This window comes from Yinghuangia seranimata, assembly GCF_029953285.1.
GTDB lineage: Bacteria > Actinomycetota > Actinomycetes > Streptomycetales > Streptomycetaceae > Yinghuangia > Yinghuangia seranimata.
Window position 1 is genome coordinate 1 of the sequence record NZ_JASAOI010000001.1, and the last position, 25131, is coordinate 25131.

21 protein-coding genes, 1 pseudogene and 1 riboswitch are annotated in these 25131 nt (G+C 73.5%); of the genes and pseudogenes, 9 read left to right on the forward strand and 13 right to left on the reverse strand.

Annotated elements, in window-relative coordinates; all coding sequences use genetic code 11:
* Positions 1–261: 261 nt before the first annotated feature.
* Positions 262–1023 (reverse strand): SDR family NAD(P)-dependent oxidoreductase, encoded by a 762-nt coding sequence (locus QI554_RS00005; protein WP_281464346.1) that lies wholly within the window; start codon positions 1021–1023, stop codon positions 262–264.
* Between the two features lie 283 nt (positions 1024–1306).
* Positions 1307–1879, reverse strand: coding sequence for a helix-turn-helix domain-containing protein (locus tag QI554_RS00010; RefSeq protein ID WP_281464348.1), 573 nt, complete (start codon positions 1877–1879; stop codon positions 1307–1309).
* 94 nt (positions 1880–1973) lie between these two features.
* Between QI554_RS00010 and QI554_RS00015 the strand changes: the two genes are divergently transcribed.
* Positions 1974–2912 (forward strand): EamA family transporter, encoded by a 939-nt coding sequence (locus tag QI554_RS00015; RefSeq protein WP_281464350.1) that lies wholly within the window; start codon positions 1974–1976, stop codon positions 2910–2912.
* 76 nt (positions 2913–2988) lie between these two features.
* On the opposite strand, the gene QI554_RS00020 is transcribed toward QI554_RS00015, so the two are convergent.
* The 6 genes and pseudogenes from QI554_RS00020 to QI554_RS00045 all read right to left on the reverse strand — a co-directional run bounded on the left by QI554_RS00020 (position 2989) and on the right by QI554_RS00045 (position 9377).
* Positions 2989–3864 (reverse strand): SMP-30/gluconolactonase/LRE family protein, encoded by an 876-nt coding sequence (locus tag QI554_RS00020; protein WP_281464352.1) that lies wholly within the window; start codon positions 3862–3864, stop codon positions 2989–2991.
* Between the two features lie 36 nt (positions 3865–3900).
* Positions 3901–5466, reverse strand: coding sequence for an acyl-CoA carboxylase subunit beta (locus QI554_RS00025; RefSeq protein WP_281464354.1), 1566 nt, complete (start codon positions 5464–5466; stop codon positions 3901–3903).
* Between the two features lie 170 nt (positions 5467–5636).
* Positions 5637–5828, reverse strand: a pseudogene (locus QI554_RS00030) (maleylpyruvate isomerase N-terminal domain-containing protein); the annotation flags it as partial.
* 53 nt (positions 5829–5881) lie between these two features.
* A complete protein-coding gene (locus QI554_RS00035; protein WP_281464356.1) occupies positions 5882–6832 on the reverse strand; it encodes an NADP-dependent oxidoreductase in 951 nt (316 codons plus the stop codon).
* A gap of 740 nt (positions 6833–7572) precedes the next feature.
* On the reverse strand, positions 7573–8445 hold the full coding sequence (locus QI554_RS00040) for a carbohydrate kinase family protein (RefSeq protein WP_281464358.1): 873 nt from the start codon (positions 8443–8445) through the stop codon (positions 7573–7575).
* Positions 8446–8465: 20 nt separating this feature from the next.
* Entirely contained in the window at positions 8466–9377 is a 912-nt protein-coding gene (locus tag QI554_RS00045) for a pseudouridine-5'-phosphate glycosidase (protein WP_281464360.1), read from the reverse strand.
* A gap of 143 nt (positions 9378–9520) precedes the next feature.
* On the opposite strand from QI554_RS00045, the gene QI554_RS00050 reads away from it, so the two are divergent.
* Positions 9521–10432, forward strand: coding sequence for a LysR family transcriptional regulator (locus QI554_RS00050; RefSeq protein ID WP_281464362.1), 912 nt, complete (start codon positions 9521–9523; stop codon positions 10430–10432).
* Positions 10433–10438: 6 nt separating this feature from the next.
* Here QI554_RS00050 and QI554_RS00055 read toward each other — a convergent pair whose 3' ends face one another.
* The gene (locus QI554_RS00055; RefSeq protein ID WP_281464364.1) at positions 10439–11188 is read right to left on the reverse strand and encodes an SH3 domain-containing protein; all 750 of its coding nucleotides are present in this window, start codon (positions 11186–11188) and stop codon (positions 10439–10441) included.
* A 235-nt stretch (positions 11189–11423) separates the two neighbouring features.
* On the opposite strand from QI554_RS00055, the gene QI554_RS00060 reads away from it, so the two are divergent.
* The 3 genes from QI554_RS00060 to QI554_RS00070 all read left to right on the forward strand — a co-directional run bounded on the left by QI554_RS00060 (position 11424) and on the right by QI554_RS00070 (position 14583).
* Positions 11424–12395 (forward strand): GlxA family transcriptional regulator, encoded by a 972-nt coding sequence (locus QI554_RS00060; RefSeq protein ID WP_281464366.1) that lies wholly within the window; start codon positions 11424–11426, stop codon positions 12393–12395.
* A gap of 39 nt (positions 12396–12434) precedes the next feature.
* On the forward strand, positions 12435–13046 hold the full coding sequence (locus QI554_RS00065; RefSeq protein ID WP_281464368.1) for a DJ-1/PfpI family protein: 612 nt from the start codon (positions 12435–12437) through the stop codon (positions 13044–13046).
* A gap of 181 nt (positions 13047–13227) precedes the next feature.
* Complete coding sequence (locus QI554_RS00070; RefSeq protein ID WP_281464371.1) at positions 13228–14583, forward strand: M20/M25/M40 family metallo-hydrolase; 1356 nt, start codon at positions 13228–13230, stop codon at positions 14581–14583.
* Positions 14584–14660: 77 nt separating this feature from the next.
* Here QI554_RS00070 and QI554_RS00075 read toward each other — a convergent pair whose 3' ends face one another.
* Positions 14661–15050, reverse strand: a complete 390-nt coding sequence (locus QI554_RS00075; protein WP_281464374.1) for a PPOX class F420-dependent oxidoreductase — start codon at positions 15048–15050, stop codon at positions 14661–14663.
* Between the two features lie 206 nt (positions 15051–15256).
* On the opposite strand from QI554_RS00075, the gene QI554_RS00080 reads away from it, so the two are divergent.
* Positions 15257–16009, forward strand: a complete 753-nt coding sequence (locus QI554_RS00080) for a DUF4328 domain-containing protein (RefSeq protein WP_281464376.1) — start codon at positions 15257–15259, stop codon at positions 16007–16009.
* Between the two features lie 75 nt (positions 16010–16084).
* Here the strand turns inward: QI554_RS00080 and QI554_RS00085 are convergent, their stop codons facing one another.
* From QI554_RS00085 to QI554_RS00095, 3 genes are read right to left on the reverse strand one after another with little or no spacing between them, the layout of a single operon-like run.
* A complete protein-coding gene (locus QI554_RS00085) occupies positions 16085–17014 on the reverse strand; it encodes a metal-dependent hydrolase (RefSeq protein WP_281464378.1) in 930 nt (309 codons plus the stop codon).
* Positions 17015–17048: 34 nt separating this feature from the next.
* On the reverse strand, positions 17049–18854 hold the full coding sequence (locus QI554_RS00090) for an SDR family oxidoreductase (RefSeq protein ID WP_425527892.1): 1806 nt from the start codon (positions 18852–18854) through the stop codon (positions 17049–17051).
* Positions 18851–19801, reverse strand: a complete 951-nt coding sequence (locus QI554_RS00095) for a M24 family metallopeptidase (protein ID WP_281464381.1) — start codon at positions 19799–19801, stop codon at positions 18851–18853. Before QI554_RS00095 ends, QI554_RS00090 begins: the two co-directional genes overlap by 4 nt.
* A 219-nt stretch (positions 19802–20020) precedes the next feature.
* Positions 20021–20296, forward strand: a riboswitch (cobalamin riboswitch).
* Between the two features lie 65 nt (positions 20297–20361).
* Here QI554_RS00095 and QI554_RS00100 point away from each other — a divergent pair.
* The 3 genes from QI554_RS00100 to QI554_RS00110 all read left to right on the forward strand — a co-directional run bounded on the left by QI554_RS00100 (position 20362) and on the right by QI554_RS00110 (position 25080).
* Entirely contained in the window at positions 20362–22743 is a 2382-nt protein-coding gene (locus QI554_RS00100; protein ID WP_281464429.1) for a ribonucleoside-diphosphate reductase subunit alpha, read from the forward strand.
* A 38-nt stretch (positions 22744–22781) separates the two neighbouring features.
* The gene (locus QI554_RS00105) at positions 22782–23738 is read left to right on the forward strand and encodes a ribonucleotide-diphosphate reductase subunit beta (RefSeq protein WP_281464383.1); all 957 of its coding nucleotides are present in this window, start codon (positions 22782–22784) and stop codon (positions 23736–23738) included.
* Between the two features lie 124 nt (positions 23739–23862).
* A complete protein-coding gene (locus QI554_RS00110) occupies positions 23863–25080 on the forward strand; it encodes an MFS transporter (RefSeq protein WP_281464385.1) in 1218 nt (405 codons plus the stop codon).
* Positions 25081–25131 lie beyond the last annotated feature (51 nt).

Sequence of the window (25131 nt, forward strand, 5' to 3'; positions counted from 1 at the left end):
GTCAGGGCGGCCGGCCCGCGGGTCAAGCCGCCCCCTCAACCACCACAAAGGCCGCCTGAACCACGTTGGAGACACCGCGGCTTGAGGCGCGGGCCGTCCGCGCGGAAAATCGAAGAGCGGGAGGGGCGGGAGGCCGCCAACAGCCGAACAGGCACGGGACGGTGCAGGCCGGCGCAGTTCACGACGCGCCGGCGCGGCCCAGGAACGGTGCAGCCACCGTCCCCAGGCCGCCCCCGAACGGCAGGCCTGTTGGAAGCCGGGTCAGCCGGCGAACCAGCCGCCGTCGACCGGCATGATCGCCCCACTCACGTACGACGCCGCGTCCGACGCCAGGAACACCGCGACCGAGGCCATCTGCTCCGGCTCGGCCATCGCGCCCGCGTTCATCAGGACGCCCGCGAGGCGGCCGAAGCCGGCCTCGCTCATCTCGCCCTGGACGATGTTGGTGTTGACGCCGCCGGGGCAGATCGCGTTACAGCGCACGCCCTGCTCGCGGTACATGTACGCGATGCTGCGGGTCAGGCCGACCACACCGTGCTTGGACGCCGTGTAGGAGGGGCCGCCGCAGCCGCCGCGGATGCCCGCCTCGGAGGCCGTGTTGATGATGCTGCCCTTGCTCTCCAGCAGGTGGGGGAGCGCCGCGCGGGCGACCAGGAACACGCCGGTCAGGTTGACGCCTATGGTGCGCTGCCACTCGGCGAGGGAGATGTCCTCGAGCACGCCCATGGAGTCCAGCACGCCCGCGTTGTTGCACAGCACGTCGAGGCCGCCGTACGTGGACACCGTCGTGGCGACCAGTGCCGCGACCGACTCCTCGTTCGCGACGTCGACCTGCACCGCGGTGGCGGTACCGCCCGCCGCCTGGATCTCGGCGACCGTCTTGCCGGCCGTCTCCTCGAACAGGTCCGCGACGACGACGCGGTCGCCGAGCGCCGCGAAGGCGATCGACATGGCCCGGCCGATGCCGGAGCCGCCGCCGGTGACCAGGACGGTGCGGCCAGTCCGCTCGGGGGTGACGCTCATGATCGGCTCCTTGTACACGACGCTGTGACGAGCTGCTGCCGGACCACGACGGGCCGTTCCCGCGAACCCGCATGACGCACCATCAGTTCCGGCGGCCACCACCGTATGGCACGTCGTGCCAAAAAGGGACCTCCCGCGACCGACCAATTTCGGCCGCCCAACCCGCCCGACCCGCCCGACCTGCCGAGCCGCACAGCCGCCCGACCTGCCGAGCTGCTCAGGCCGCCCAAGCCGCGCAGGCCACCCCGAGTCGCTCAGGCCGCCCCCGACCGCCCGTCAGGCCTTACCGCGGCGGCGGCACCGACACCACGAGCGTGATCACCGTCGGCACGCTCCCGTTGTTCGCGTACGTGTGCGCCACGTGCGACTCGTAGCTCGCCGTCGACCCGGCCGGGATCACGTGGTCGTGTCCGTCGAGGACGAGGGTCAGCTCGCCCTCGTCGACCCGGACGAGCTCGGCGGTCCCGACGGGGTGCGGGTCGGAGTCGTGTCGCTCGCCGGGCATCAGGCGCCAGCTCCACAGTTCGAGCGGGCCGGGGGCCTCGGTGCCGGCGAGGAGGCGGCCCTGCGAGCCGGCCTCGGTGTGCCACAGGACGACGGCGTCCTCGTCGGCGGTGATCCGCACGGTCGGGGCGTCGGAGTAGTCGAGGAGCTGGGCGATGCTGACGCCGAGCGCGTCCGCGACGCGGATCACGGTGCCGAGGCTCGGGTTGGTGCGGGCCGCCTCGATCTGGATGAGGATGCCGCGGCTGACGCCGGCGCGGGCCGCGAGTTTGTCCAGGCTGAGGCCGCGCGCCTGGCGCACGCGCTTGGTGTTGCGGGCCAGCGAGTCCGCGATGATCTTGAGCTCGGGCATCCGACCGTCCAATATTCTGGATGACACAGTTCACTCTGATGCACTACGTTCTACTGAACCATCCGGTTCACCGTACTGCACTCGAGGTCTGGCGATGACGATAGTGCTCGCGCTGCTCACCAGCGCGCTGTGGGGCTTTGCGGACTTCGGCGCGGGCCTGCTGTCGCGACGCATGGCCTCCGCGCGCGTCGTCGTGCTCTCGCAGGCCGCCGCCGCGCTCGTGCTCGCTGTCGTGGTCGCCGCCACCGGGGCCTACGACGAGGCGGGCCCGCGTCTGTGGTTCGCGGTCGGCGCCGGAATCGTCGGCCCCGTCGCCCTCCTCTGCTTCTACGAGGCGCTCGCCCGCGGCCCCATGGGCGTGGTCTCGCCGCTCGCCAGCGCGGGCGTCATCATCCCGGTCACCGTCGGCCTCGCGGTCCACGGCGACCGGCCCGGGCTGCTGCAGTACGCGGGGATCCTCGTCGCGGTCGTCGGCATTGCCCTCGCAGGCGGCCCCAGGCTCGGCGGCGCAGCCGTCCACCGGTCCACCCTGCTGCTCACCCTCGGGGCGGCGCTCGGCTTCGGTACCGTCTTCGCGCTCATCGCCGAGGCGTCCACCAATGTCACCGGATTGTTCCTCGCGCTGTTCGTCCAGCGCGTCGTCAACGTCGGCAGCGGCGGCGCACTGCTGCTCCTGACCGAACGCCGCGGCCGGGCCCGGGCCGCGGCCGGACCGCCCCACGGCACGGCCGAAGAGCCCCCGTCGAACACGCCCACAGCGAACGGTGCTTCAACGCGTCCGGCGTGGGCCCGGATGCCCGCTAAGCTCGTGCTCGCACTCACCGTGGTCGGCGTCGCGGACGTCGCCGCGAACGGCACGTACTCGACGGCCGCCCGGCTCGGACCGGTCACCGTCGCGGCCGTCCTCGCGTCGCTGTACCCGGTGGTCACGGCACTCGCGGCACACGGGATCCTCAAGGAACGGCTGCAGGCGGCCCAGGCGTTGGGCGCGGGACTCGCGCTCGCCGGGACGGTCCTGCTGGCGGCCGGCTGACGCCGGGCCCCAAGACGCGTGCGGCGGTAGGAACGGGGCGCTCCTGCCGCCGCACGCCCGTGTCCGGGCGCGGCCGTTACGGCGTCCCCGCCCCGGCCACCGCCACCTCGGTCGTCTCGATCCGGCCCGCGCGCAGCGCCCGCGACGTGTCCGGGTCGCCCAGCGTCTCCGCCGTCACCATGAACAGCGTCCGGCGCTCCGGCCCGCCCAGCACACACGCGATCGCGCGCCGCTCGTCGCCCAGTTCGATCGCGTCGGTCACCTCGCCGCCGGGCAGCACCCGCACGAACCGGCGCGCGACCGGGCACGCCACCCACACCGCGCCCTCCGCGTCCAGGCAGATCCCGTCGGGGTGGTCGCGCGGGCCGAGCGCGGCGAACACCCGGCGCCCGGACAGCGATCCGTCCGCCGCGACGTCGAACGCGGTCAGCCGTTGCGCCGCGCTTTCCGCGACCACCAGCAGCGTCCCGTCGGGCGAGAGCGCCATCCCGTTCGCGCAGTGCAGGTCCTCGGCGACCGCACGCACGGTGCCGTCCGGCGCGACGCCCAGCAGCGGCAGCGGCTCGGGCCGCGTGTCGTGCGTCGCGTAGTCGTAGCCCATCTGGCCGACGTACGCGAAGCCGTCCGCGCGCACCACCATGTCGTTGACGTGCAGCCTGCCGAGCTCCGGCGCGTTCAGGTCCGCGTGGGTGCTCAGCGTCCCGTCGGAAGCCCGGCGCAGCACGCGTCGCCCGGCCATCGCCACCACCAGCAGGTCGCCGTCCGGCAGGAACCCCAGCCCGGACAGCTGGTCCTCGTGCTCGGGCACGACCTCCTCGACCGCGCCCAGCCCGTCCACCGCGAGCACGCGGTGCCTGACCAGGTCCGAGAACCACAGCCGCCCGGCGTGCCACCGCGGGCCCTCGGCGAAGCACAGGCCGTCCACCAGCGTCGTCAGCTTCCATATGCGCACCTGGCTACCGGACGCCGCCACAGATGTGAAGGCGCGTCAGGGCAGGTAGCCGGTGTGCGTGACCGGCTCGACGGGGCCCTCGGTGCGCGCCCGGGCGCGGGCGAGGCCTTCCAGCAGTACGTCGCGCAGCTCGGCCGGGTCGATCACGTCGTCGTACGACAGCGCGTTGGCCGAGCGCCACGGCCCCGACGCCTCGTTCGCGACCAGCCGGGCGCTGGTCTCGGCGTCCTGCTTCGCCGTCGCGGCGCCGGATGCCGCGGGGATGCCGCCGAGGGTGACGCCCGGGAACGCGTACGACACCGTCTGCGCGTCGAACGGGTTCATCGCCATCACCGACGACCCGAACCCGAACGCCTTGCGCAGCGTGACGTGCAGCTTCGGCACCCGCAGCCGGTGCTGCGCCGCGAACAGGCGGGCGGACGCGCGCAGGATGCCCGCGCGCTCCGACGCCGACCCGGCGAGCACGCCGGGGTTGTCGGCCAGGAACACGACGGGCAGGTGGAACGCGCCGCACACCTCGACGAACCGGGCCGCCTTCGCCGCCGCGTCCGCGTCGATCGTCCCGGCCCTGACGGCGGGCTGGTTCGCGACCACCGCCACCGCGTGGCCGCCGAGCCGGGCCAGCGCGGTGAGCACGGACGCGCCGAAACGGGGCTGGAGTTCGAGCACCGAGGCGGCGTCGAAGACGGTCTCGAGGACGGCGCGCATGTCGTACGGGCGGCGGGCGTCCGGCGGTATCAGGTCGAGCAGCGCGTCGACCGGGCGCGGTCCGGTGTCGGCGTTGCCGTGCTCGGGGCCGGCGTACGGCGGGCGCTGCCACGCGTTCGACGGGAGGTAGGACAGGTAGCGGCGGGCCAGCCGCAGCGCGGCCGCGTCGTCGGGTGCCGCGTTGTGCGCGACGCCGCTGAGGACGGTGTGCACGTCGGCGCCGCCGAGCGTCAGCTTGTCGACCTGCTCGCCGATCGCCGCGGCGACCAGCGGGGGACCGGCGGTGAACAGCGCCCCCTCGCCCGCGACCATCACCACGAAGTCCGACAGCGGCGCGGTGAGCGCGCCGTGCCCGGCGGACGGGCCGGTGACGACCGCGACGGTCGGGACGACGCCCGCGAGTTCGGTGAGCGCCTGGAGGTCGTTCGGCGACGCGGTGTGGCCCTGCAGGGCGTTGGTCGCGCGGTGGCCCGCTCCCTCGAGCAGCATGACCAGCGGCGCCCGCTCCTGCCCCGCGAGGCGGGCGAGCCGGGCCCGCTTGGCGGCGGCGGACGGACCGATCGAACCGCCCTGCACGGTGAAGTCCTCCGCACCGACGAACACCGGACGGCCGTCGACCCGGCCCGACCCGGCGACGAACGCGTCCGCGGGGACGTCCGCGCCGCCGGCCAGCGTGCCGAGCTCGGTGAACGAGCCAGGGTCGAGCAACGCGTCGACCCGCGCCCGCGCGGTGAGCCGCCCGCCCGCGGTGTAGCGGGCCAGCTTGGCCGGGCCGCCCATCGCACGGGCGGCGGTACGGCGCCGGGCGAGGTCGTCGCGGAGGGGGCGCCACGCGGCGCGGTGGGGGGACTCGACGGGGTGGTCCGGGTCGGCGGGGCCTGCGGGGTCGGGCATGAGGGCTCCCGGGGTGGGGCTGATGTGCAGGCCTCGACTAATATCAGACTCGATCAAGCTTTTGGTGGTTGTGGTCGCTGCGCGGCCGTCAAACAACCGGCGAACCGCTGTCAAACGGTCGATCCGCATCAACGGCAGCACAGGCCCGCTCGACCCCGGACGGTGCCGCAGACCAGGTCGAGGTGGTGCGGCGTCCACTCCAGGACGTACGCGAACGGGTAGTCGCCCGCCGTCAGCACCTGGTCGCGCGTGGCCACCCGCGGTGCCGGATCAGCGAGTTCGGCGGCGCGCCCGGCGCCCGAGCCGACGTCGTCCAGGTGGAACTTCAGCAGGGCCGGGTCCCGGTACGCGGCGGTCGGCCGCACGCGGCGCGGCGGATTTCCGCGCGGGCTTTCCCCACGTCGGTTGCGGCCGCTCAGACGAGGATGACCGTCTTTCCGCGCGCCGCCTTGCCGGCGCGGCCGCGTGCCACGGCGTCCGGGGCGTCGGCGAGTGGCACCTGGGCGCCGAGCTGCACCGTCACCCGACCGGCCGACACCTCCGCGGCGAGGCGGGCGAGCAGGTGGCCGTTGGGCTCCACGACGAAGTTGACGCCCTCCACGCCGCGGCGGGCCAGCGACTCGACGTCCGCCGACCGGATCGCGCTGATCGCCACGCCGCCGTCCGAGACCAGCGTGGCGTACTCGGCGAACGCCTCGGGCGGCGAGACCAGGTCCACCAGGGCGTCGACGCCGTCCGGGTACGCCTCACGCAACGCGTCCACCGGCGGCCCGGCCTTCGCGTCGACGGTGTCGGCTGCGCCCAGTTCACCCATCAGCAGCTCGCCGACGCCCCGGGTCACGGCGACCACCCGCACGTCCCTCGACGCCGCCAACTGCGTCACGAACGACCCGACCCCGCCGGCGGCGCCGACGAGGAGCAGTGTCTGCGCGGCCTCGACGCCGCCGACGTCCAGGATCGACAACGCGGCCATCCCGGCGGTCGGCAGCGCGGCGGCGAGCGGCAGCGGCAAAGCGTCGGGGGCGAGCGCGAGGACGCCGTCCTCGGCCGCGACCACGTACTCCGCGTACGTCCCGTACGCGCCGACCGCCGCCGGGGCGGGCTGGCCGAAGACCGCGTCGCCCACGTTGAACTTCGACACGCCGGGCCCGAGCGCGGCGACCTTGCCGGCGAAGTCGACCCCGTAGATCAGCGGGTACACCGCCTCGGCGACCCCGTCCCGCGCCCGGTCCGCGAGCTTCCAGTCGACCGGGTTCAACCCCGCCGCGACCACCTTGACGAGAACTTCGCCCGGACCCGGCTCGGGCACCGGAAGCCGCATGAGCTCCGGGCTGCCGGTGGGCTTGGCGACGGCTACCGCGCGCACGGGGCCTCCTGGTCGGACACGACGACGGCCGCGAAACAGGACGAACCGCCTTTGGCCCATGGTCGCGGCAACCCGCCCCCACGGCAACGCGAACCCCCCCCCGCCGGGGTGACGAGCCGTCAGCCACCCGTGGAGGTCAGGACGGGGACGCGACGATGTGGCCCGACGCGGCCGACGAGCCCGCCGACAGCCGGCGCCCGACCCGAACCGATCAGCAGGCCAGTCCGAACGGCGCCAGCGCGCGCGGAGACGAGCGCAGCGCCCCGACGCGGAGGAGGAGCGCCCGCCGACAACCCGGCCCTACGCGAGCAGCGGTCACCCGGTCGGGCTGTGCGGCATCGACGGGGCCAAGGGGAGTAGTGTCGACGCCCGCACCGCACGGGACGGACGCGACTGCTCGCGCTTCGCTGACTCGTCTCGCATCGGCGGCGCGGTGGAGGAGCGCCCGCCGACGGCCCGGGCCCCGAGGCGAACTGGTCGGCAGGCGGGCCAGGCTGCGCCGTGCCGACGCGCGGGGCGGCGAGCACCGACGCGCTCACCAGCCCCGAGCGTTCGGCCGGAGCCGCTTGCAAGAGTCGGCGGCGTCGTGGGTCGGCTGCCGCGCCCGCCCGTCTCGACGGTGTTGCCTGCGGTGACGCCAGCACGCGGCTTCGGCCTGGAGCTGAAGCCGGAACAGCGCCGCGCTGACGATCCGTCGTCGGGCGGGGCGGCGGCCGTTGCTCCCGTGACCCGGACTCGTCCTACAGGGGCGCCGAGCCGGGGGAGGTCAGGACTCGGGCTGCGGCGGCGTGGCCTGTTGCGCAGGCCTTGGTCAGGTCGTCGGTCTCCATGTAGGTCGACAGGAACCCTGCGGCGAAGGCGTCGCCTGCGCCGGTCAGATCCCGCACTTCGCGGACCGGGGGGACCGGGATCGCGAACGGGTCGGCGCCTGGGGCGTCGACCCAGGTCGGGTCGGCGCCGTGCTTCACGACCACGATCGTGTCGGGGAGGGCGACCCGGTCGGGGCCCGGTGCGCCGGACCACCACAGCCCCAGGCAGGCGGCCTCTTCGGCGTTGGCCAGCAGGACGTCCGGGCGCAGCTCGGCCATCAGGTCGAGGAAGCGGCGGGCGCCGTAGCGGGCGAGCATTCCTGTGGACGAGGCGTCGACGGAGATCCGCGCGCCGAAGGACCGGGCGCGGCGGATCGCGTCGGCCGTCGTGATGCCGGTGGGCTCGCCGTGGAAGGCGTACGCCGGAACGTGCAGCAGCCGCAGGTCGTTCAGCCACGCGTCCGGCACCTCGTCGAGGAGGACGGACGCGCCGCGGTCCGGCAGCATCGTCCGTTCACCCTCGGCGTCGATGAGGATGACGATGGTGCCGGTGCTGCCGTGCCGGTTGACCCGCACGTCCACGCCGTCCGCCTCCAGGGTCGCGACCAGCGCGTCCCCTCGGGCGTCCGCGCCGACGCAGCCGATGAACCGGGTCGCGCCGAACCGGGCCGCGCTCGTCGCGACGTTCGCTCCGCTGCCGCCGCGGGTGTGGAAGATCCGCGACTCGGTGTCCGTGCCGTGCTCGATCGGCCCGGACAGCCACACGACGGTGTCCTCGACGAGGTCCCCGATGATCCCGATCACGTGTCCGCGCCCCCGCCCCGTCAGGCGGACAGGGCCGCGGCGACGCGGCCGCCGAGCGCGACGTTGCCGCGGTAGACCTCGACGTTGACGTCGAGGCTGCGGCCGCCGGTCGTGCGCTGGATGTAGTCGAGCAGGAACGGCGTCGTGGCGTTGCCGATGATGCCCTTGCGGTCGGCCTCCGCCCAGGCCGCGGCCAGGATCGCGTCGAGCTCCTCCGGCGGCAGCTGCTTGTCGGCGGCCACCGGGTTCGCGAGCAGCACCGCCTGCGGCAGGCCCAGCCCGTCGCGGGCGTTGAGGACCGCGGCGGCCTCCTCCGGGGTCGACACGGAGTAGCCCACCTCGTGGCCGGAGTCGGTCACGTAGAAGCCCGGGTAGCGCGTGGTCCCGTAGCCGAGCACGGGGATGTTCAGGGTCTCGAACCGCTCCAGCGTCGCGGCGATGTCCAGGATCGACTTCACGCCCGCGCTGACGACGAGTACCGGGGTGGTGGCCAGCGTCGTCATGTCGGCCGACTCGTCGAAGGTCTGCGACGCGCCGTGGTGCACGCCGCCGAGGCCGCCGGTGGAGAACACCTTCACGCCCGCCCGGTGCGCGAGGAACGCGGTCGCGGCGACGGTCGTGCCGCCGTGCAGGCCGAGCGCGCTGACCACGGGGAGGTCGCGCAGGCTGACCTTGGCGATGCCGTCCGTCTCGGAGAGCTCGGTGATCTGCTCGGGGGTCAGGCCGACGGTCGGCGTGCCGGCGTACACGCCGATCGTCGCCGGGACGACGCCCTGGCCGCGCAGGATCTCCTCGGCCTCGCGGGCCACCTCGAGGTTGCGGGGGCGCGGCAGACCGTGGGTGAAGATCGTCGACTCCAGCGCCACGACGGGCCGGCCCTCGCGGACCGCGGCTTCGACCTCTTCGGATACACGGACGACGGACGAGTTCATGTGCAGCGCTTTCTGTGGCCGACGCGGGCATGTGGACTGGCGAGACGGGGCCGGACGGATGCCGGACGGGTCCGCACGCCACCCTAGGAGCCCCGGAACCGGGAATCCACAATCAATCCCGATGCAAGCGATAGCCTAAGCCTATGGGAGTGACGTTGCGGCAGGTCGAGGTCTTCGTGTCGGTGGCCGACCACCTGCACTTCGGCCGGGCCGCCGAGGCGCTGCACATCTCCCAGCCGACCGTCAGCCAGGAGGTCGCCCGCCTCGAGCGCGCGCTCGGCGTGCCGTTGTTCGACCGGTCGGGCCGCTCGGTGCGGCTCACGCCCGCGGGCGAGGCGATGGTGGAGCAGGGGCGCGGGCTGCTGGCCCAGGCCGACCGGCTCGTCCGGGACGTGCGCATGTACGAGGCGTCCCGGCTCAAGACGGTCCGCGTCGTCGCGACGCCGAGTGTCGTGAACCGGCTCCTGCCGGCCGTCATCAAGCGGGCGGAGCGTGAACTCCCGGACGTCACCATCGACGACGTCGCCGTCGACACCGGCGCCGTCGCGGCCCAGCTCGCGGCCGAGCACGGCGACCTCGGCCTCGGCCGCTTCCTCGCGCCGCTCGACGGCTACACCGCCCAGGTCGTCGCGCACGAACCGGTGTTCGCCGCGCTGAGCCGCGACCACCCCAGCGCCTCGGGCGACGCCGTCGACCTTGCCGCGCTGCACGACCTCCCGCTCCTGCTGTGGCCGCGCGAGCAGAACCCCCGCTATCACGACCGGCTGCGCGCGATCTGCGCCGAACGCGGCCTCGACCCGTTCCTCCTCGTCAGCCCGCCGCGCATCGTCGGCTCACGGCTCTACCTGCTCGCCGAGGGCCGTGCGTTCTCGCTCGTCCCGCACTCGGTGACGGCGTCGCTGCCGGAGGGCGTGCGCGCGTTGCCGCTGACCACCCCGGCGGAACTGCCGCTGGAGATGCAGTGGCGCGACGGTGACACCCGGCCCCACATGCGGGCGCTGCGCGACCTGATCGTGGCCGAGGCCCGCCGGCTCGACGGCGGAACCGAGGACTGACCCGCGTCAGCAGCCCGACACCAGCTTCGTGACGTCGTCCGACGTCAGCACCCAACCGTCCGAGACATAGCCGGTCTTGCCGCCCGGCTCGGTGACCTTGTCCCACGTCGTCGTCGAACGGCCGCTGGACGACACCACGCTCGGGCCGGTCGTGTAGCAGATCAGCGTCAGCGGCGTGTTGTTCGGCACCGACGCGACCAGGTCGGAGCGCTGCGTCGGGGCGCTGCGGACCAGCAGGTTGTACTGGTGGGCGTACGCGACGGGCTTCGGCGGTGGGGCGGGCTCCGGTGCCGGGGGAGGCGGCGTGGGGCTCGCGGGCGGGTCGGCCGGGGGCTGCGGGGCCGGGGTGGTGGACTTGGGCGGGGCGGGCGCGTGGCTCGGAGGCGGCTGCGTCGGCGTCGGCGCCTCGGCCGGGGCAGGCCCGGACGGCGGCCGGTTCTGCGGCGGGACGGGCTGGTCCTGCGCCGCCGGGCCCGCGGCGGCGACGGCGGCCGGTTCGATCGGCGGCCACGCCGGGGTGGTCGGCGGCGTGGGCTTCGGCGGCTCGGCGTTGCGCCGGCTCGGGTCGTGGCCGAACGTGACGTCGGCCAGGATCCAGCCGACCAGCACCAGCACCACCAGGCCGAACACCGCCGCCGCCCGCGACCCCGCCGCGCGGACCGCGCTGCCGACGGCACGCCGACGCCGCGCCTTGAACCCGTCGAGCACGGCGGGCAGGCGCGCGTACCACGGGCGCTCGCCGTTCGCGCGCACCATGGCGTCCCCCTGACTCTCCGCGATCCGCCTCCTCGGCGGCGACGACCGGACGAAAGACGCGGATCGGGCGCTAAAGCGGATGGATCCCAACCAACTTCATTATCCGCCACTGGAGTTGATCGTCCAGGGCGCACAGGGGGCGCCTGGCGACATCCTCGCCGCCGACACCCTGATGGCGCAATCCGTGGGGTGCGCGTCGTGGACGCCATCGGCACGCGCGCGGCAGGCTGGACGCGTGCCCACCACCCGAACCGTCGTCTTCGTCGTCTTCCCCGGCTTCCAGGCGCTCGACCTGACCGGCCCCCACGAGGTCTTCGCGCAGGCCGGCGGCTACCGGTGCGTCGTCGCCGCGCACACCGCCGGACCGGTGCCGTCCAGCAGCGGACTCCCCGTGCACGCGGGGGCCGCGCTCGCCGACCTCGCCGCGGAGCGCATCGACACGCTCGTCGTCGTCGGCGGGTCCGGCGTCGACCAGGCGTGCCGCGACCTGCCGACGGTGGAGTGGGTGCGGGACGCCGCGCCGCGGGCCCGGCGCGTCGCGTCCGTCTGCAGCGGCGTGCTGCTGCTCGCCGCCGCGGGGGTGGTCGCCGGGAAGACCGTCACCACGCACTGGAGCCGCGCCGCGCAGGTCGCGCGCGTCCATCCGGACGTCACGGTCGACGCCGACCCGATCTTCGTGCGTGACGGCTCGGTCTGGACGTCGGCCGGCGTCACCGCGGGCATGGACCTCGCGCTCGCCCTCGTCGAGGACGACCTCGGCCGCGAGGCCGCCCACGCGGTCGCCCGCGAACTCGTGCTGTTCCTGCGTCGCCCCGGCAGCCAGTCGCAGTTCAGCGTGCCGATGCGCGCCGCCCGCAGCACCACCGACCCCATCCGCGCCGCGACCGACGCGGTCGCCACCGACCCGGCCGCCCGGCACACCGTCGACACGCTCGCCGCCCGCGCGGGGCTCAGCGCACGGCACTTCCAACGCCGGTTCACCGCCGAGTGCGGCGTCTCGCCGACCGCGTACGTCGAGGAGGTCCGCGTCGAGGCGGCCCGCCGCGCACTCGCCGAGGGCGACGACCCCGTCGAGTCGGTCGCGCGGCACTGCGGCTTCGGCACCGCCGAGACGCTGCGCCGCACGTTCCACCGGCGGCTCGGCGTCTCGCCGTCGGACTACCGCGAGCGGTTCCGCAGCAGCCGGCCCGCCGCCCCGCGCCCGTGACCCCCCGACGGACCCCGTCACGCACCGAAAGGACCACTCGTGACCACGTACGGCCTACTGATGTTCGACGACTTCGAGGAACTGGACCTGGTCGGCCCCTGGGAGGTCTTCGGCGCCTCCGCGATGCTGCGCGAGCGGGACGGCCACGGCGACCGCGTCGTCGCCGTCGCTGAGCGCCCCGGGCCGGTGCGGGCCGCGAAGGGCCTTGTCACCACGGCCGAGTTCGGGCTCGCCGACCACCCGCCGCTCGACGTCCTGCTGGTCCCCGGCGGCATGGGCACCCGCCGCGAGGTCGCCAACGAGGTGCTCATGGGGTGGATCGCCAAGACGGCCGAGACCGCCGAGTGGGTGACCAGCGTGTGCACCGGCTCGCTGCTCCTGCACGAGGCCGGGCCGGCGCGGGGGCGCCGTGTGGCCACGCACCACGGGTTCGAGGACACGCTGGAAGCCCGCGGCGACATCACCGTCGTCCGCGACGCCCGCTACGTCGTGGACGGCAACCTGGCTACCTCGCAGGGCGTTTCGGCCGGCATCGACATGGCGCTGTGGCTGGTCGGACGGCTGCACGGCCGCGACCACGCGCGCGCCGTACGCCGCTACATCCAGTACGAGCCCGCGCCGCCGTACCTGGCCGACGAGCCCGTCGCCTGACCCCGCCGCGGCCGTGTCGGCGGGACGAAAGTCCCTCCGACGCGTGCCCTGCGGCCCTGCCGTCCACGTCCTTCGCCGAGTCGCAGCCGCCCACCCGGGCGGCAACCATGGTCTGAACCGGACGGGTCCGTCCGTCCGGCATGCGACGACGCGGCGACGAGACGGCGAAGGAGCGGACGCGATGACCGAGGGCCTGGCCACCCGTGTCGACGGCCTCATGGACGGCCTGTGCGACGACCTGCGCCGCCTGACCCGCATCCCGTCCGTCAACTTCCCCGGCTACCCGGACGAGCCGGTCAAGGCCGCCTACGACCTGGTCGTCGAACTGCTGCGCGACGCGGGCGTCCAGGACGTCAAGGCGCTCACCCTCCCGGACACCGCCCCCGTCGTCACCGGCCACATCCCGCCGCCCACTCCCGACGCGCCGACCGTCCTGCTGTACGCGCACTACGACGTCCAGCCGTCCGGCGACGAGGCGCTGTGGACCACCGAACCGTTCGAGCCGACCGACCGCGACGGCGCCGTCCACGGGCGCGGCGCGGCCGACGACAAGTCGAACCTGATCGCCCACATCGGCGCCATCCGCGCCTTCGACGGCAGGCCGCCGGTCGGTGTCCGCGTCGTCTTCGAAGGCCAGGAGGAGTACGGCAGCGGTTTCGACGACTACCCGGCCGAGCACGCCGACGAGTTCGCGTGCGACGCCATGGTCGTCGGCGACATGGGCAACATCCGCCCCGGCGCGGGCACCCTGACCGTCGCGCTGCGCGGCGTCGTCGAACTCGTTGTCGAGGCCCGCACCCTGGACGTCGCCAAGCACAGCGGCAACTTCGGCGGCGCGGCGCCCGACGCGCTCATCGCGCTCATGCACGCCCTCGCCACCCTCCACGACGACGCGGGCGACGTCGCCGTCCCCGGCCTGCTGCGCGAGGAGTGGGACGGATCCGGCTGGACCGAGGCCGAGTTCCGCACCCTCGCCGGCGTCCGCGACGACCTCCCGCTCATCGGCACCGGCGGCCTCGGCGCCCGCCTGTGGTCCGGGCCTGCGATCACCGTCATCGGCCTGGACGCGCCCAGCGTCGACCGCGCCGCCTCCGCCGTCGTCCCCTCCGCCCGCGCGAAGCTCAACGTGCGCGTGCACCTGCGGCAGGACCCCGTCGAGGCCGAGCGCATCGTCATCGAATTCCTCGAAGCGGCCAAGCCGTTCGGCATCCCGCTCACCGTGCGCCGCGCCGGTGAACCGGGCGCGGGCTTCGCCGCCGCCACCGGCGGGCCCGCCTACCAGGCCGCGCACGAGGCACTGCGCGCGGCGTGGGGCGACGACCCCGTCCACGCCGCCGCCGGCGGGTCGATCCCGTTGGTCAACAGCCTCGCCGCCGCGCAGCCGCACGCCGAGATCCTGCTGATGGGCGCCCAGGACAGCCTGTGCAACCTGCACGGGCCCAACGAGCGCGTGCTGGTCAGCGAACTGCGCGGCGCGGTGCTCGCGGAAGCGGAGTTCTTCCGGGCGTACGCCGAACGCTTCGCGCGCGCCCGGTAGCCCCCGAACCCGGGTGCGCGGGACGGGCCGCGCCGTCTCCGGCCCGCCCCGCGCACCCGTCCCTCACGGCTGTCCGCTCAGAACGACATGAATCCCGAGTGCTCGACCTCGACCAGGTACACCACCCGCTCCTCACCGCGCGGGTAGGGAACGCCGAGGTACTTCAGGGCCATCCGGTCGATGATCGCCCAGCCCTCGTCGCCGTCGACGCACTTCACCACCCGGCCGCGCGCGTGCGCCATCCGGCGCGGATCCGCCGCGTCGAGCACGGACAGCGCGACCCGTGGGTCCTTGTCCAGGTTGCGGGCCTTGCGCGACGTCGGCCCGGTCAGGAACGCGACGCGGTCGCCCTCCATGTCCACCCACAGCGGGACGGAGTGCGGGGAACCGTCCGGCATGAGCGTGGCCAGGTGGGCGAAGTTGACACCGGCGAACAGCGCGCGGACGTCGTCGTGCAGGGTGGTCATGGGGACAGTCCTCTCCCAGGGAACGAGCCGTACCCCCTTTGGACCGCGACTCCTTCCGGAACTCATCGGTGGGCCACGGGAATCTTTCCGGCCAACCCACCGGTGACACTGTCGCCGTCGTACGGCAGGATGCCGGGCGCCGGTGGGGACCGCTCGACGCGCCCCGCTACCAGCCGGTCCACCACAGCCACTCCGGGGAACCCCACGTGTCCGCAGACGTCCCGTCCCAGCTCCCGCCCCCGAACGCCGCGTGGCCGACGCCGATGCCGGCGGCACTGCCGCCCGCGGTGGCCCGGCCGCTCCGGGGAAGGGCGAAGATCGCGTCCATCGCACTCGCTGTCATCGGCGTCCTCGCGTTGGCCTGCGCCGTGGTGCTGATGCGGCAGGCCGCGGACGTCAACGGCATGGACCCCGCGCGGTGGAACGGGGAGAACCCCTATCAGGACGACGAACTCGTCGCACGGTCGTGGAGCGGCCCCCTCGGGCTCGAACTGCTCGGTGCGGCGGCGTTCATCCCTTGGTTCTACCGGGCCCGGACCAACATCGAGGCGCTCTCGCCCGGACCGCGCACGCTCGGCAAGGGCTGGGCGGTCGGCGGTTGGATCGTTCCGCTCGGCATGGCCGTGCTTCCGGCGATCGTCGCGCACGACATCTGGAAGGGCAGCGTCAGCGAGCAGACCGCGCACGAGGGACGCCCACGGGCGCGGCACCTGCTCCTGTGGGGCTGGTGGCTGACCTTCGCCGCCGCGTCCTTCCTCTACGGCAGGTCGCTGACCGGCCACACGTCTCCGGACAAGGTCAGGGAAGGCAAGGCGACGGCCGCCGAACTGCTCGACGGCGCGCACCGCTCCTTCGTCATGGCCTCGTTCGGTCTCGTCCTGACGGCCGTCGCCGCCGCGTTCGCCATCGCCGTCATTCACCGCATCACCGCGATGCAGGCCCGCCTGATGGAGGACTGACAACCACGCCCGGGCGGGGCAGGGCGCTCCCGTACCCTGTCCCGCCCGGGCGGTCCGCGGTGCGCTGGGTCCCGGTCAGGCGCTCAGCTTGTCGCGGCGTGCGGCGGCGCGGCGCTCGGCTTCGAGCGCGGCCGGGGAGGTGGCGAGGTAGTCGATCGCCTTCTGGGTCGAGGCCTCGCCCTCGGGGTGGTACGACGGCTTGAAGTAGCGCGGAATCGCCCCGATGAGCATGAGGTAGCTCGGCACCCGGTCCTGGCGGGCCGCGCGGCGCATGTCGCGGAAGGTGTAGCGGCGGTCGGGGATCGACGGGTCGTGCCGCATCAGGTAGCTCGCGCCGATCTGCCACAGGCCGAGCAGCGCGGGCGCGGTGAAGACCATGCCCTCGACGCGCCGCGGGTAGCGGCCCCAGGTGCCGCCGAGGTGCTGGTACAGGTCGAACGCGACGGAGCGGTGCTCGACCTCCTCGGCGCCGTGCCAGCGCAGCAGGTCCATCATCATCGGGTCGGCACCGAGGATGTCGAGCTCCTCGTTGTCCAGCACCCACTTGCCGAGCAGCGCGGTGAAGTGCTCGACCGCCGCGATGATCGACAGCCGCAGCTTGAGCCATTCGAGAGCGGGCATCGGGATGAGCGGCTTGTCGCCCAGGAAGTCGAAGAAGAACCAGTCCAGGCGCTTGGTGTAGCCGCGCGTGTCGATGCCCTGGTCGCGCAGGTGGTCCAGGACGGCCGCGTGCGAGTACGAGTGCACGGACTCCTGGCCCATGAAGCCGCGCACGTCCTCGCGCAGCTTGTCGTCCGTGATGAGCGGCAGGGCCTGCTTGTAGACGTGCACGAACCACTTCTCGCCGGCGGGCAGCAGCAGGTGCAGGACGTTGATCAGGTGGGTGCTGGGCGCGTCCCCCGGGATCCAGTGGACGGGGGTGTTCTCCCAGTCGAACGCCACCCGGCGCGGGCGGATCGGTGTGTCGCTGACGGAAATCGCGCTGACGGATGTCTCCGCTGTCACGGCTGATACCTCCTCACTTCGGTTCGGGCGACGGTCACTTCGGCAGGTCGACGCGGGCGAGCGCACGCAGGACGCGCGGCGTGAACCGCGAGGCGGCGTACGCGGCGTGCGCCTCCGGCGTCACCGGCTGCACGGCGGTGTTCTCGGCGACCGCGCGCAGGATCGCGTCGGCGACCTTCTCCGGGCCGTAGCCGCGCCGCTTGTACGCCTTGGTGGTCTTCTCGCGCAGCGAGCGCTCCTTCTCGGCGCTGGTGCCGACGAAGCGCGTCGCGCCGGTGATGCCGGTGGCCACGAAGCCCGGGCAGATCGCCGTCACGCCGATGCCGTGCGACGCGAACTCGGCGCGCAGGCACTCCGACAGCATCAGCACCGCGGCCTTCGACGTCGAGTACGCCGGCAGGCCCTTCGACGGCTGGAACGCCGCCGCGGACGCGGTGTTGACGATGTGACCGCCCTGCCCGCGCTCGACCATCATCGCGCCGAACAGCCGGCAGCCGTGGATGACACCCCACAGGTTGACGTCGAGCGTGCGCTTCCACTCCTCGGGCGAGGTGTCCAGGAACGAACCCGCGATGCCGATACCGGCGTTGTTGACGACCAGGTCCGGAACGCCGTGCGTGGCACGGACCTTCGCGGCGAGCTGCTCCATCGCCTCGGCGTCGGACACGTCGACCGTCTCGGCGTACGCCTCGGCGGCGCCCAGGACCTGGGCCAGGTCCACGGTGCGCTCCGCCGACGCCGCGTCGCGGTCGACGAGGACCAGTCGCGCACCGGCCTCGGCCAGCGACAGCGCGGTGGCCCGGCCGATGCCGCTGCCCGCGCCGGTGATCACTGCCAACTGCCCCGCGAAACGGCGGCGGTTGGCCTCGTCGCGGCGTGCCTTGCGGCCCTTGGAGGCGAGCGTCGCCGCCGCGGTGGCGGGCTTCGCCGTGCCGTGCTGTTCCACCTGGTCCACGAACTCTCCGATCCAACGGGCCATCAGGTCGGGCCGGGTGCGGGGCACCCAGTGGCCGCCGGAGACCTGGCGGCGGGTCAGATGCGGGGCGAACCGGTCGAGTTCGTCGTACAGCCGCTTGGCGAGGAACTTGTCGCGGTCCGGGACCACGAGCTGCACCGGCATCTCGGCGATCGCGTCGTGCCGCGGCGCGGCCATGCGGTGGCGGACGTTCGCGCGGTACAGCTTGGCGCCGAACGCGGCGTCCTCGGGCAGCGACGGCTCGGGCGGGCCGAGCGTCTTCTCGGACCGCGCCATCATCGCGGGCCAGTGCTTGCCGAGCACGCCGCGCCACGCCAGTTCGGGGACGACCGGCATGTGCAGCGCGTAGACGTACCACGAGCGGAACAGCTGCTCGACGTTGCGCGAGAGCCGCTTCGGCGTGGGCCTCGCGAGGCCCTCGCGGGTGACGAGGGCGAGGTGGTCCAGGCTCGGCCCGGAGACCGTGGTGAACGAGGCGACGCGTTCCGCGGTGCGGCGCGTCGTCACGAACTCCCAGGACTGCACCGAGCCCCAGTCGTGCCCGACCAGGTGCACCCTGCCGTCGGGCGCGACGGCGTCGAGGACGTGCTCGAAGTCGTCGGTCAGGCGGTGCAGCGCGTAGGCGGAGGTCGCGTCGGGGCGGCTGGACTCGCCGGCGCCGCGCACGTCGTACGCGACGATCCGGTAGCGGTCGGCGAGCCGCGCCGCGACGTCGGCCCAGACCTCCTTGGTGTCGGGGTAGCCGTGCAGCAGCAGCACGGTGGGCCCGGCCGGGTTGCCGGCCTCCACGCAGGCGAGGCGGACGCCGTCGGTGGAGGCGACCTCGAACCGGCGCGCGCCGGGCAGGTCGTACAACGAGGTCACACCGCCTCCTTGGCGATCGCTTCGGCGGTGGCCACGACGGCCCGGGCGGCGGTCTCGCCGGGGGGGTCGGCGTCGGGCGCGCTGCCGGTGGCGAGGCTCCCGGAGATGCCGCGCCCGGCCCAGCGGCGCAGGTGGGGGAGCGTGTCGTCGAGCCAGTAGGCGTCGCCGTCCTCCTGGACCACCAGCAGCTCCTCGAACTTGGCGCCCACGCCCCGGAATCCGAGGTGCGGCTCGACCGCCCACAGGCCCGGCGTGGCGGGGTGGTCGGAGCTCTTGCGCGGGTTCCACAGCGGGGACCAGCCCTCGCGGTGGCCGCGTACGCCGTCCTGGAGGAGGCCCAGCAGAGCGCGGCTGCCGAAGCCGAAGGCGTGCGGGCGGACCGTGCCGTCGGAGATCTTGCCGACGCGGTGCGCGATGACCCCGAACGGGTAGGCGCGGTGCCGGTTCTCGTAGCCCTGGCGGGCCATCAACTCGTCGACGTCCAGGTAGATCTGACGCAGCGTCCGGCCGGCGCGCACGGCCTCGACGATGAGCGCGCGGTGCACGGCGAGGTCGTCGAGGAGGTGGTCGAGGACCCGGTTGGGGCCGAGCGACGACGTGTAGCCGATGTCGGCGGTGTAGCCCTGGTAGATCGGCGCGGCGTCGAGGATGAACGGCATGCCCTCGGTCAGCCGGCGGCCGGTCGGGAAGAACTGGTGCGGAACCTTGAAGCCGGTGAACGCGGTGCGGTCGCCGAACCACGCGAACGGCAGGTGCAGCCAGTCGTGCACGCCGCGGTCCGCGAGCCAGCGGCGCATCATCGCGGCGGCCTGGCGCTCGGTGACGCCGGGGCGCAGCTGCGCGGCGACGGCTTCGGCGCAGTCGTACGCGAGGCGCTGGACGGTGCGGAATCCGTCGATGTCCGGCCCGGAAACCCCGGCGCGGGCCGCCATGAGCGGGGTCGCCATACGACCACCTTCCCTGGGGGAGATCGGTGTTACCGGGGGTAACATACCCGGGAGCGGACGGCTGTGGAACCCCCCGGTGAACGACACCTTGCGCGCGACACGCCCGACACAACCACTAGGGGTCGCATGCGCGGGCACCCACTACATATATGCTCCTGCTCGCAGCTGGTTCACCCGCTCCGGGCACTTGGAGCGGGTGGCGAAAAGGCGCTGATGTCCCGTCAGGCATGGTTCTGTCCGGGGCGTCGCGCGCCTTTGAAGAGGGAACCCGGGTGCCACGCGGACGGCTCGAGAGCCGACCGACGTCGCACGCGAAAGCCGGGACTGCCCCCGCAGCGGTGAGCGGGAACGACCGCCGTCACCAGAGCACTCCGGGCCTTCGGGCCCGGGGGAAGCGACGGCCACTAGGACCTCCGCGGCCCGGCACACGCCATCGGTGTGCCGGTGCCCGGCATGCCCGCGAGTCCGAAGACCTGCCGGCTGCCCGTGCCCGCTCCCTGTCGGCGTGCACGGTGGTCACCGCACGATCGAGCTCGCGAGGAGAGAGCCCCGTGACCGTCATGGACAGCGCGATTCCGCGCGCCCAGAACCGACCGGTTTCTACCGGTTCGTCGGCAATTGTCGAGGCGGACGCCGCCGCGCTCCCCACCGCACCCGAGGCCCTCCTCGACGCGGTCCGCGCGCTCGCCGCCGACCTCCCCGACACCGACCCCGCGCGCGTCGTCGACCGCGCCGTCGCCGGCCTACACACCGGCGCCACCGCCGCCGAACTCGACGCGCTGGCCGTGCGTACCGCCGCCGAACTCATCGCCCAGGAGCCCGAGTACTCGCGGCTCGCCGCGCGCCTGCTCGCCCGCACTATCGGCGCCGAGGTCCGCAGCCAGGGCGTCGGCGCGTTCAGCGAAGGCATCGCGCTCGGCCACGCCGAAGGCCTGATCGGCGACACCACCGCCGCCTTCGTCGCCGCGCACGCCGCCGAACTCGACGCCGCCGTCGACAGCGCGCTCGCCGCGGGTGCCGACCGCCGCTTCGAGTACTTCGGCCTGCGCACCGTCTACGACCGCTACCTGCTGCGCCACCCGGTCAACCGGCAGGTCGTCGAGACCCCGCAGTACTTCCTGCTGCGCGTCGCCTGCGGCCTGTCCCGGACCGCCGAGGAGGCCGTCGGCTTCTACCGCCTGATGTCCTCGCTCGCGTACCTGCCCAGCTCGCCGACGCTGTTCAACTCCGGTACCCGGCACACCCAGATGTCGTCCTGCTACCTGCTCGACTCCCCGCAGGACAACCTCGAGTCGATCTACGACATGTACGGCCGCATCGCCCGGCTCTCCAAGTTCGCCGGCGGCATCGGCGTCGCGTGGTCCCGCATCCGCTCGCGCGGCGCGCTCATCCGCGGCACCAACGGCCACTCCAACGGCATCGTCCCGTGGCTCAACACGCTGGACGCCTCCGTGCAGGCGGTCAACCAGGGCGGCCGCCGCAAGGGCGCCGCGTGCGTGTACCTCGAGCCGTGGCACCCCGACATCCTCGAGTTCCTCGAACTGCGGGACAACACCGGCGAAGAGGCGCGGCGCACGCACAACCTCAACCTTGCCAACTGGATCCCCGACCTGTTCATGCGGCGTGTCGACGCCGACGGCGTGTGGTCGCTGTTCGACCCCAACGAGGTCCCCGAACTGCCCGACCTGTGGGGCCCCGAGTTCGACGCCGTCTACGAACAGGCCGAATGCGACGGCCGGTTCGTGCGGCAGATCCCCGCGCGCGAGCTGTACGCGCGCATGATGCGCACCCTCGCGCAGACCGGCAACGGCTGGATGACCTTCAAGGACGCCGCCAACCGCACCTGCAACCAGGCCGCCGAGCCCGGGAACGTCGTCCACCTGTCCAACCTGTGCACCGAGATCCTCGAGGTCACCAGCGACGGCGAGACCGCCGTGTGCAACCTCGGCTCCGTGCAGCTCGGCGCGCACGTCGCCGACGGCGGCATGGACTGGGACAAGCTCCGCGCGACCGTCCGCACCGCGGTCACCTTCCTCGACCGCGTCATCGACATCAACTACTACCCGACCGGGCAGGCCGCCGCGTCCAACCCGCGCTGGCGCCCCGTCGGCCTCGGCGTCATGGGCCTCCAGGACGTGTTCTTCTCGCTCGGCCTGCCGTTCGACGCGCCCGAAGCGCGCGAACTGTCCACGCGCATCGCCGAGGAGATCTACCTCACCGCGCTGGAGACCTCCTGCGACCTGGCCGCCGAGGCCGGACCGCACCCCGCGTACGAGGAGACCCACGCCGCGCGCGGCCGGCTCCAGCCCGACCTGTGGGACGGCGTCACGCCGACCCAGACCAAGCGGTGGGACGCGCTCCGGGACCGCGTCGCCGCGCACGGGCTGCGCAACTCGCTGCTGATCGCCGTCGCCCCGACCGCCACGATCGCGTCGATCGCCGGCGCGTACGAGTGCATCGAGCCGCAGGTCTCCAACCTGTTCAAGCGCGAGACGCTGTCCGGCGAGTTCCTGCAGATCAACACCTACCTGGTGCGCGAGCTCAAGGCGCGCGGCCTGTGGACCGCCGCCGTGCGCGACCGCATCAAGCGCGCCGAGGGCTCGGTGCAGGACATCGTCGAACTCCCCGAGGACGTACGCCGGTTGTACCGCACCGCGTGGGAGCTCCCGCAGCGCGCGCTGATCGACCTGGCCGCGGCGCGCTCGCCGTACATCGACCAGTCGCAGTCGCTCAACCTGTTCATGGCCGACCCGACCATCGGCAAGCTGTCGTCGATGTACCGCTACGCGTGGTCCACCGGCCTCAAGACCACGTACTACCTGCGCTCGCGGCCCGCGACGCGCATCCAGCAGGCGACCGTCGCCGCCGCCCCCGCGGTGGCCGACGAGGAAGCCATCGCCTGCTCCCTGGAGAACCCCGAAGCCTGCGAGGCCTGCCAGTGAGACTGCTCGACCCGGGGATGAACCTCACGCTTCGTCCCATGCGCTACCCCGACTTCTACGAGAAGTACCGGGCGGCGATCCGCAACACGTGGACCGTCGAAGAGGTCGACCTGCACTCCGACCTCCCGGACCTCGACAAGCTCGGGCCCGCCGAACGGCACCTGGTGCAGCGGCTCGTGGCGTTCTTCGCGACCGGCGACACCATCGTCGCCAACAACCTGGTGCTCAACCTGTACCGGCACATCAACGCGCCCGAGGCGCGGCTGTACCTGTCGCGCCAGCTGTTCGAAGAGGCCGTGCACGTCCAGTTCTACCTGACGCTGCTCGACACCTACCTGCCCGACCCGGACGAGCGCGCCAAGGCGTTCGCGGCCGTCGAGCACATCCCGTCGATCCGGCGCAAGGCGGAGTTCTGCTTCCGCTGGATCGACTCGGCGATGGGCCTCGAACGGCTCGAAACCCGGGACGATCGGCGGCAGTTCCTGCTCAACCTGATCTGCTTCGCCGCGTGCATCGAAGGCCTCTTCTTCTACGGGGCCTTCGCGTACGTGTACTTCCTGCGCTCGCGCGGCCTGCTCAACGGGCTGGCCTCCGGCACCAACTGGGTCTTCCGCGACGAGTCCGCGCACATGGACTTCGCGTTCCAGGTCGTCGAGACCGTGCGGGCCGAGGAGCCCGACCTGTTCGACGACGAACTGGCCGAGGACGTACGGCGGATGCTCGCTGAGGCGGTCGAGGCCGAGACCGCCTTCGCCGAGGACCTGCTGGCCGGCGGCGTCGCGGGCATGACCGTCGCGGACATGCGGACCTACCTCCAGCACGTCGCCGACCGGCGGTTGGCGCAGCTGGGGATGGCGCCGATGTACGGGGTGGCCAACCCGTTCGCGTTCATGGAACTGCAGGACGTGCAGGAGCTGGCGAACTTCTTCGAGCGGCGCGTGTCGGCGTACCAGGTCGCCGTCACGGGGTCGGTGTCGTTCGACGAGGACTTCTAGCGGGACTGCGGGACTGCGGGACCAGCGGGACGGCGGGGCGCCTGGCGTCCCGCCGGTTCCGTGGTCGCGTCCGCGTCCCGAAACAGTCTGGGACCTTTGCACGTTACTGCGTAGCGTGCCGCGCATGGTGAAGCGATTCACGCTGCGCTGGTACCTCACGGGTGCGATCGCGGCGCGCACCGGCAACGAGATGTCGGGGCCCGCGCTGCTGCTCGCGGGGCTCGCCGCGACCGGGTCGGCGGCGTCCGGCTCGGCGCTGCTCGCCGGGCTGACGGTCGCCGCCGCGGTCGGTGGGCCGGTCGTCGGCGTCCTCCTCGACCGTGCCGACCGGCCGGGGCGGCTGCTCGCCGCGGCGCTCGTGCTGTACGCGGCGGTGCTCGCGGTCATCACCGTGCTGCTCGGGCGCGTCCCGCTCGGGGTCGTCGTCGCGGTCTCGGTCCTCGGCGGGCTGGTCGGGCCCGCGCTGTCGGGCGGCTGGACGGCGCAACTGCCGTCCGCCGTAGGGGCCGACGCGTTGCCGCGGGCCACCGCGTACGACGCCATGACCTACAACTTCGCGACGCTGGTCGGGCCGGCGCTGGCGGCACTCGCCGTCGGGCTGTCCGGCGCGACCGTGGGCGTCCTGGCCGCGCTCTGCCTGATCTGCACCGCCGCGCCCGTGGCCGCCGCACTGCCGCGCCGGGCCCGGCCCGCCGAACCGGGCGTCTCCATGCGGGCCGGACTGGCCTCCGGCTTCCGCGTGATCGGGAACAGCCCCACACTGTTGCGCGGCACCGTGGCCTCGGTGGTGACGTGTGTCGCGGACGGCGTGCTCGTCGCGTGCACGCCGCTCCTCGGCGAACGCCACCTCGGCGGCGCGGCCCGCGGTGCCGTCCTGCTCTCCGTGATCGCCGCATCCGCCTTCGCCGCCAACGCCGTTCTGGCCCGCAGGCCGCAGACGCTGCGGCCGGACACCGTGGTGTGGGGCAGCAACCTCGTCCTCTCCGCGTCGTTCGCCGTCGCCGCCCTCGGCCACCCGGCCGCGCTGCTGCTCGCCGCCGTCGGCGCCGGCATCGGGCAAGGCCCGCAGATGGCCGCCCTGTTCACCATCCGCAACCGCGAGGCCCCGGACCACCTGCGAGGACAGGTCTTCACCACCGGGGCCAGCCTCAAGATCACCGGCTTCGCCCTGGGCGCCGCGCTCGCCGGGCCCGCCGCGACCTGGTCCCTCCCGGGCGCGCTGGTGATCGCCGCGGGCATCGCCCTGTCGGCCGTCGTGCCGTACGGCGTACCCGCGCGCGCCCGCCCGGCGGCGGACGGGGCCGTGGGTGCGGACCCCCGGCGTCCGGTCGAGCGACTTTAGGCGCCACACCGCCGGACACGGTCACCAGGGTGCCGTGACGGCGCCGGTCCA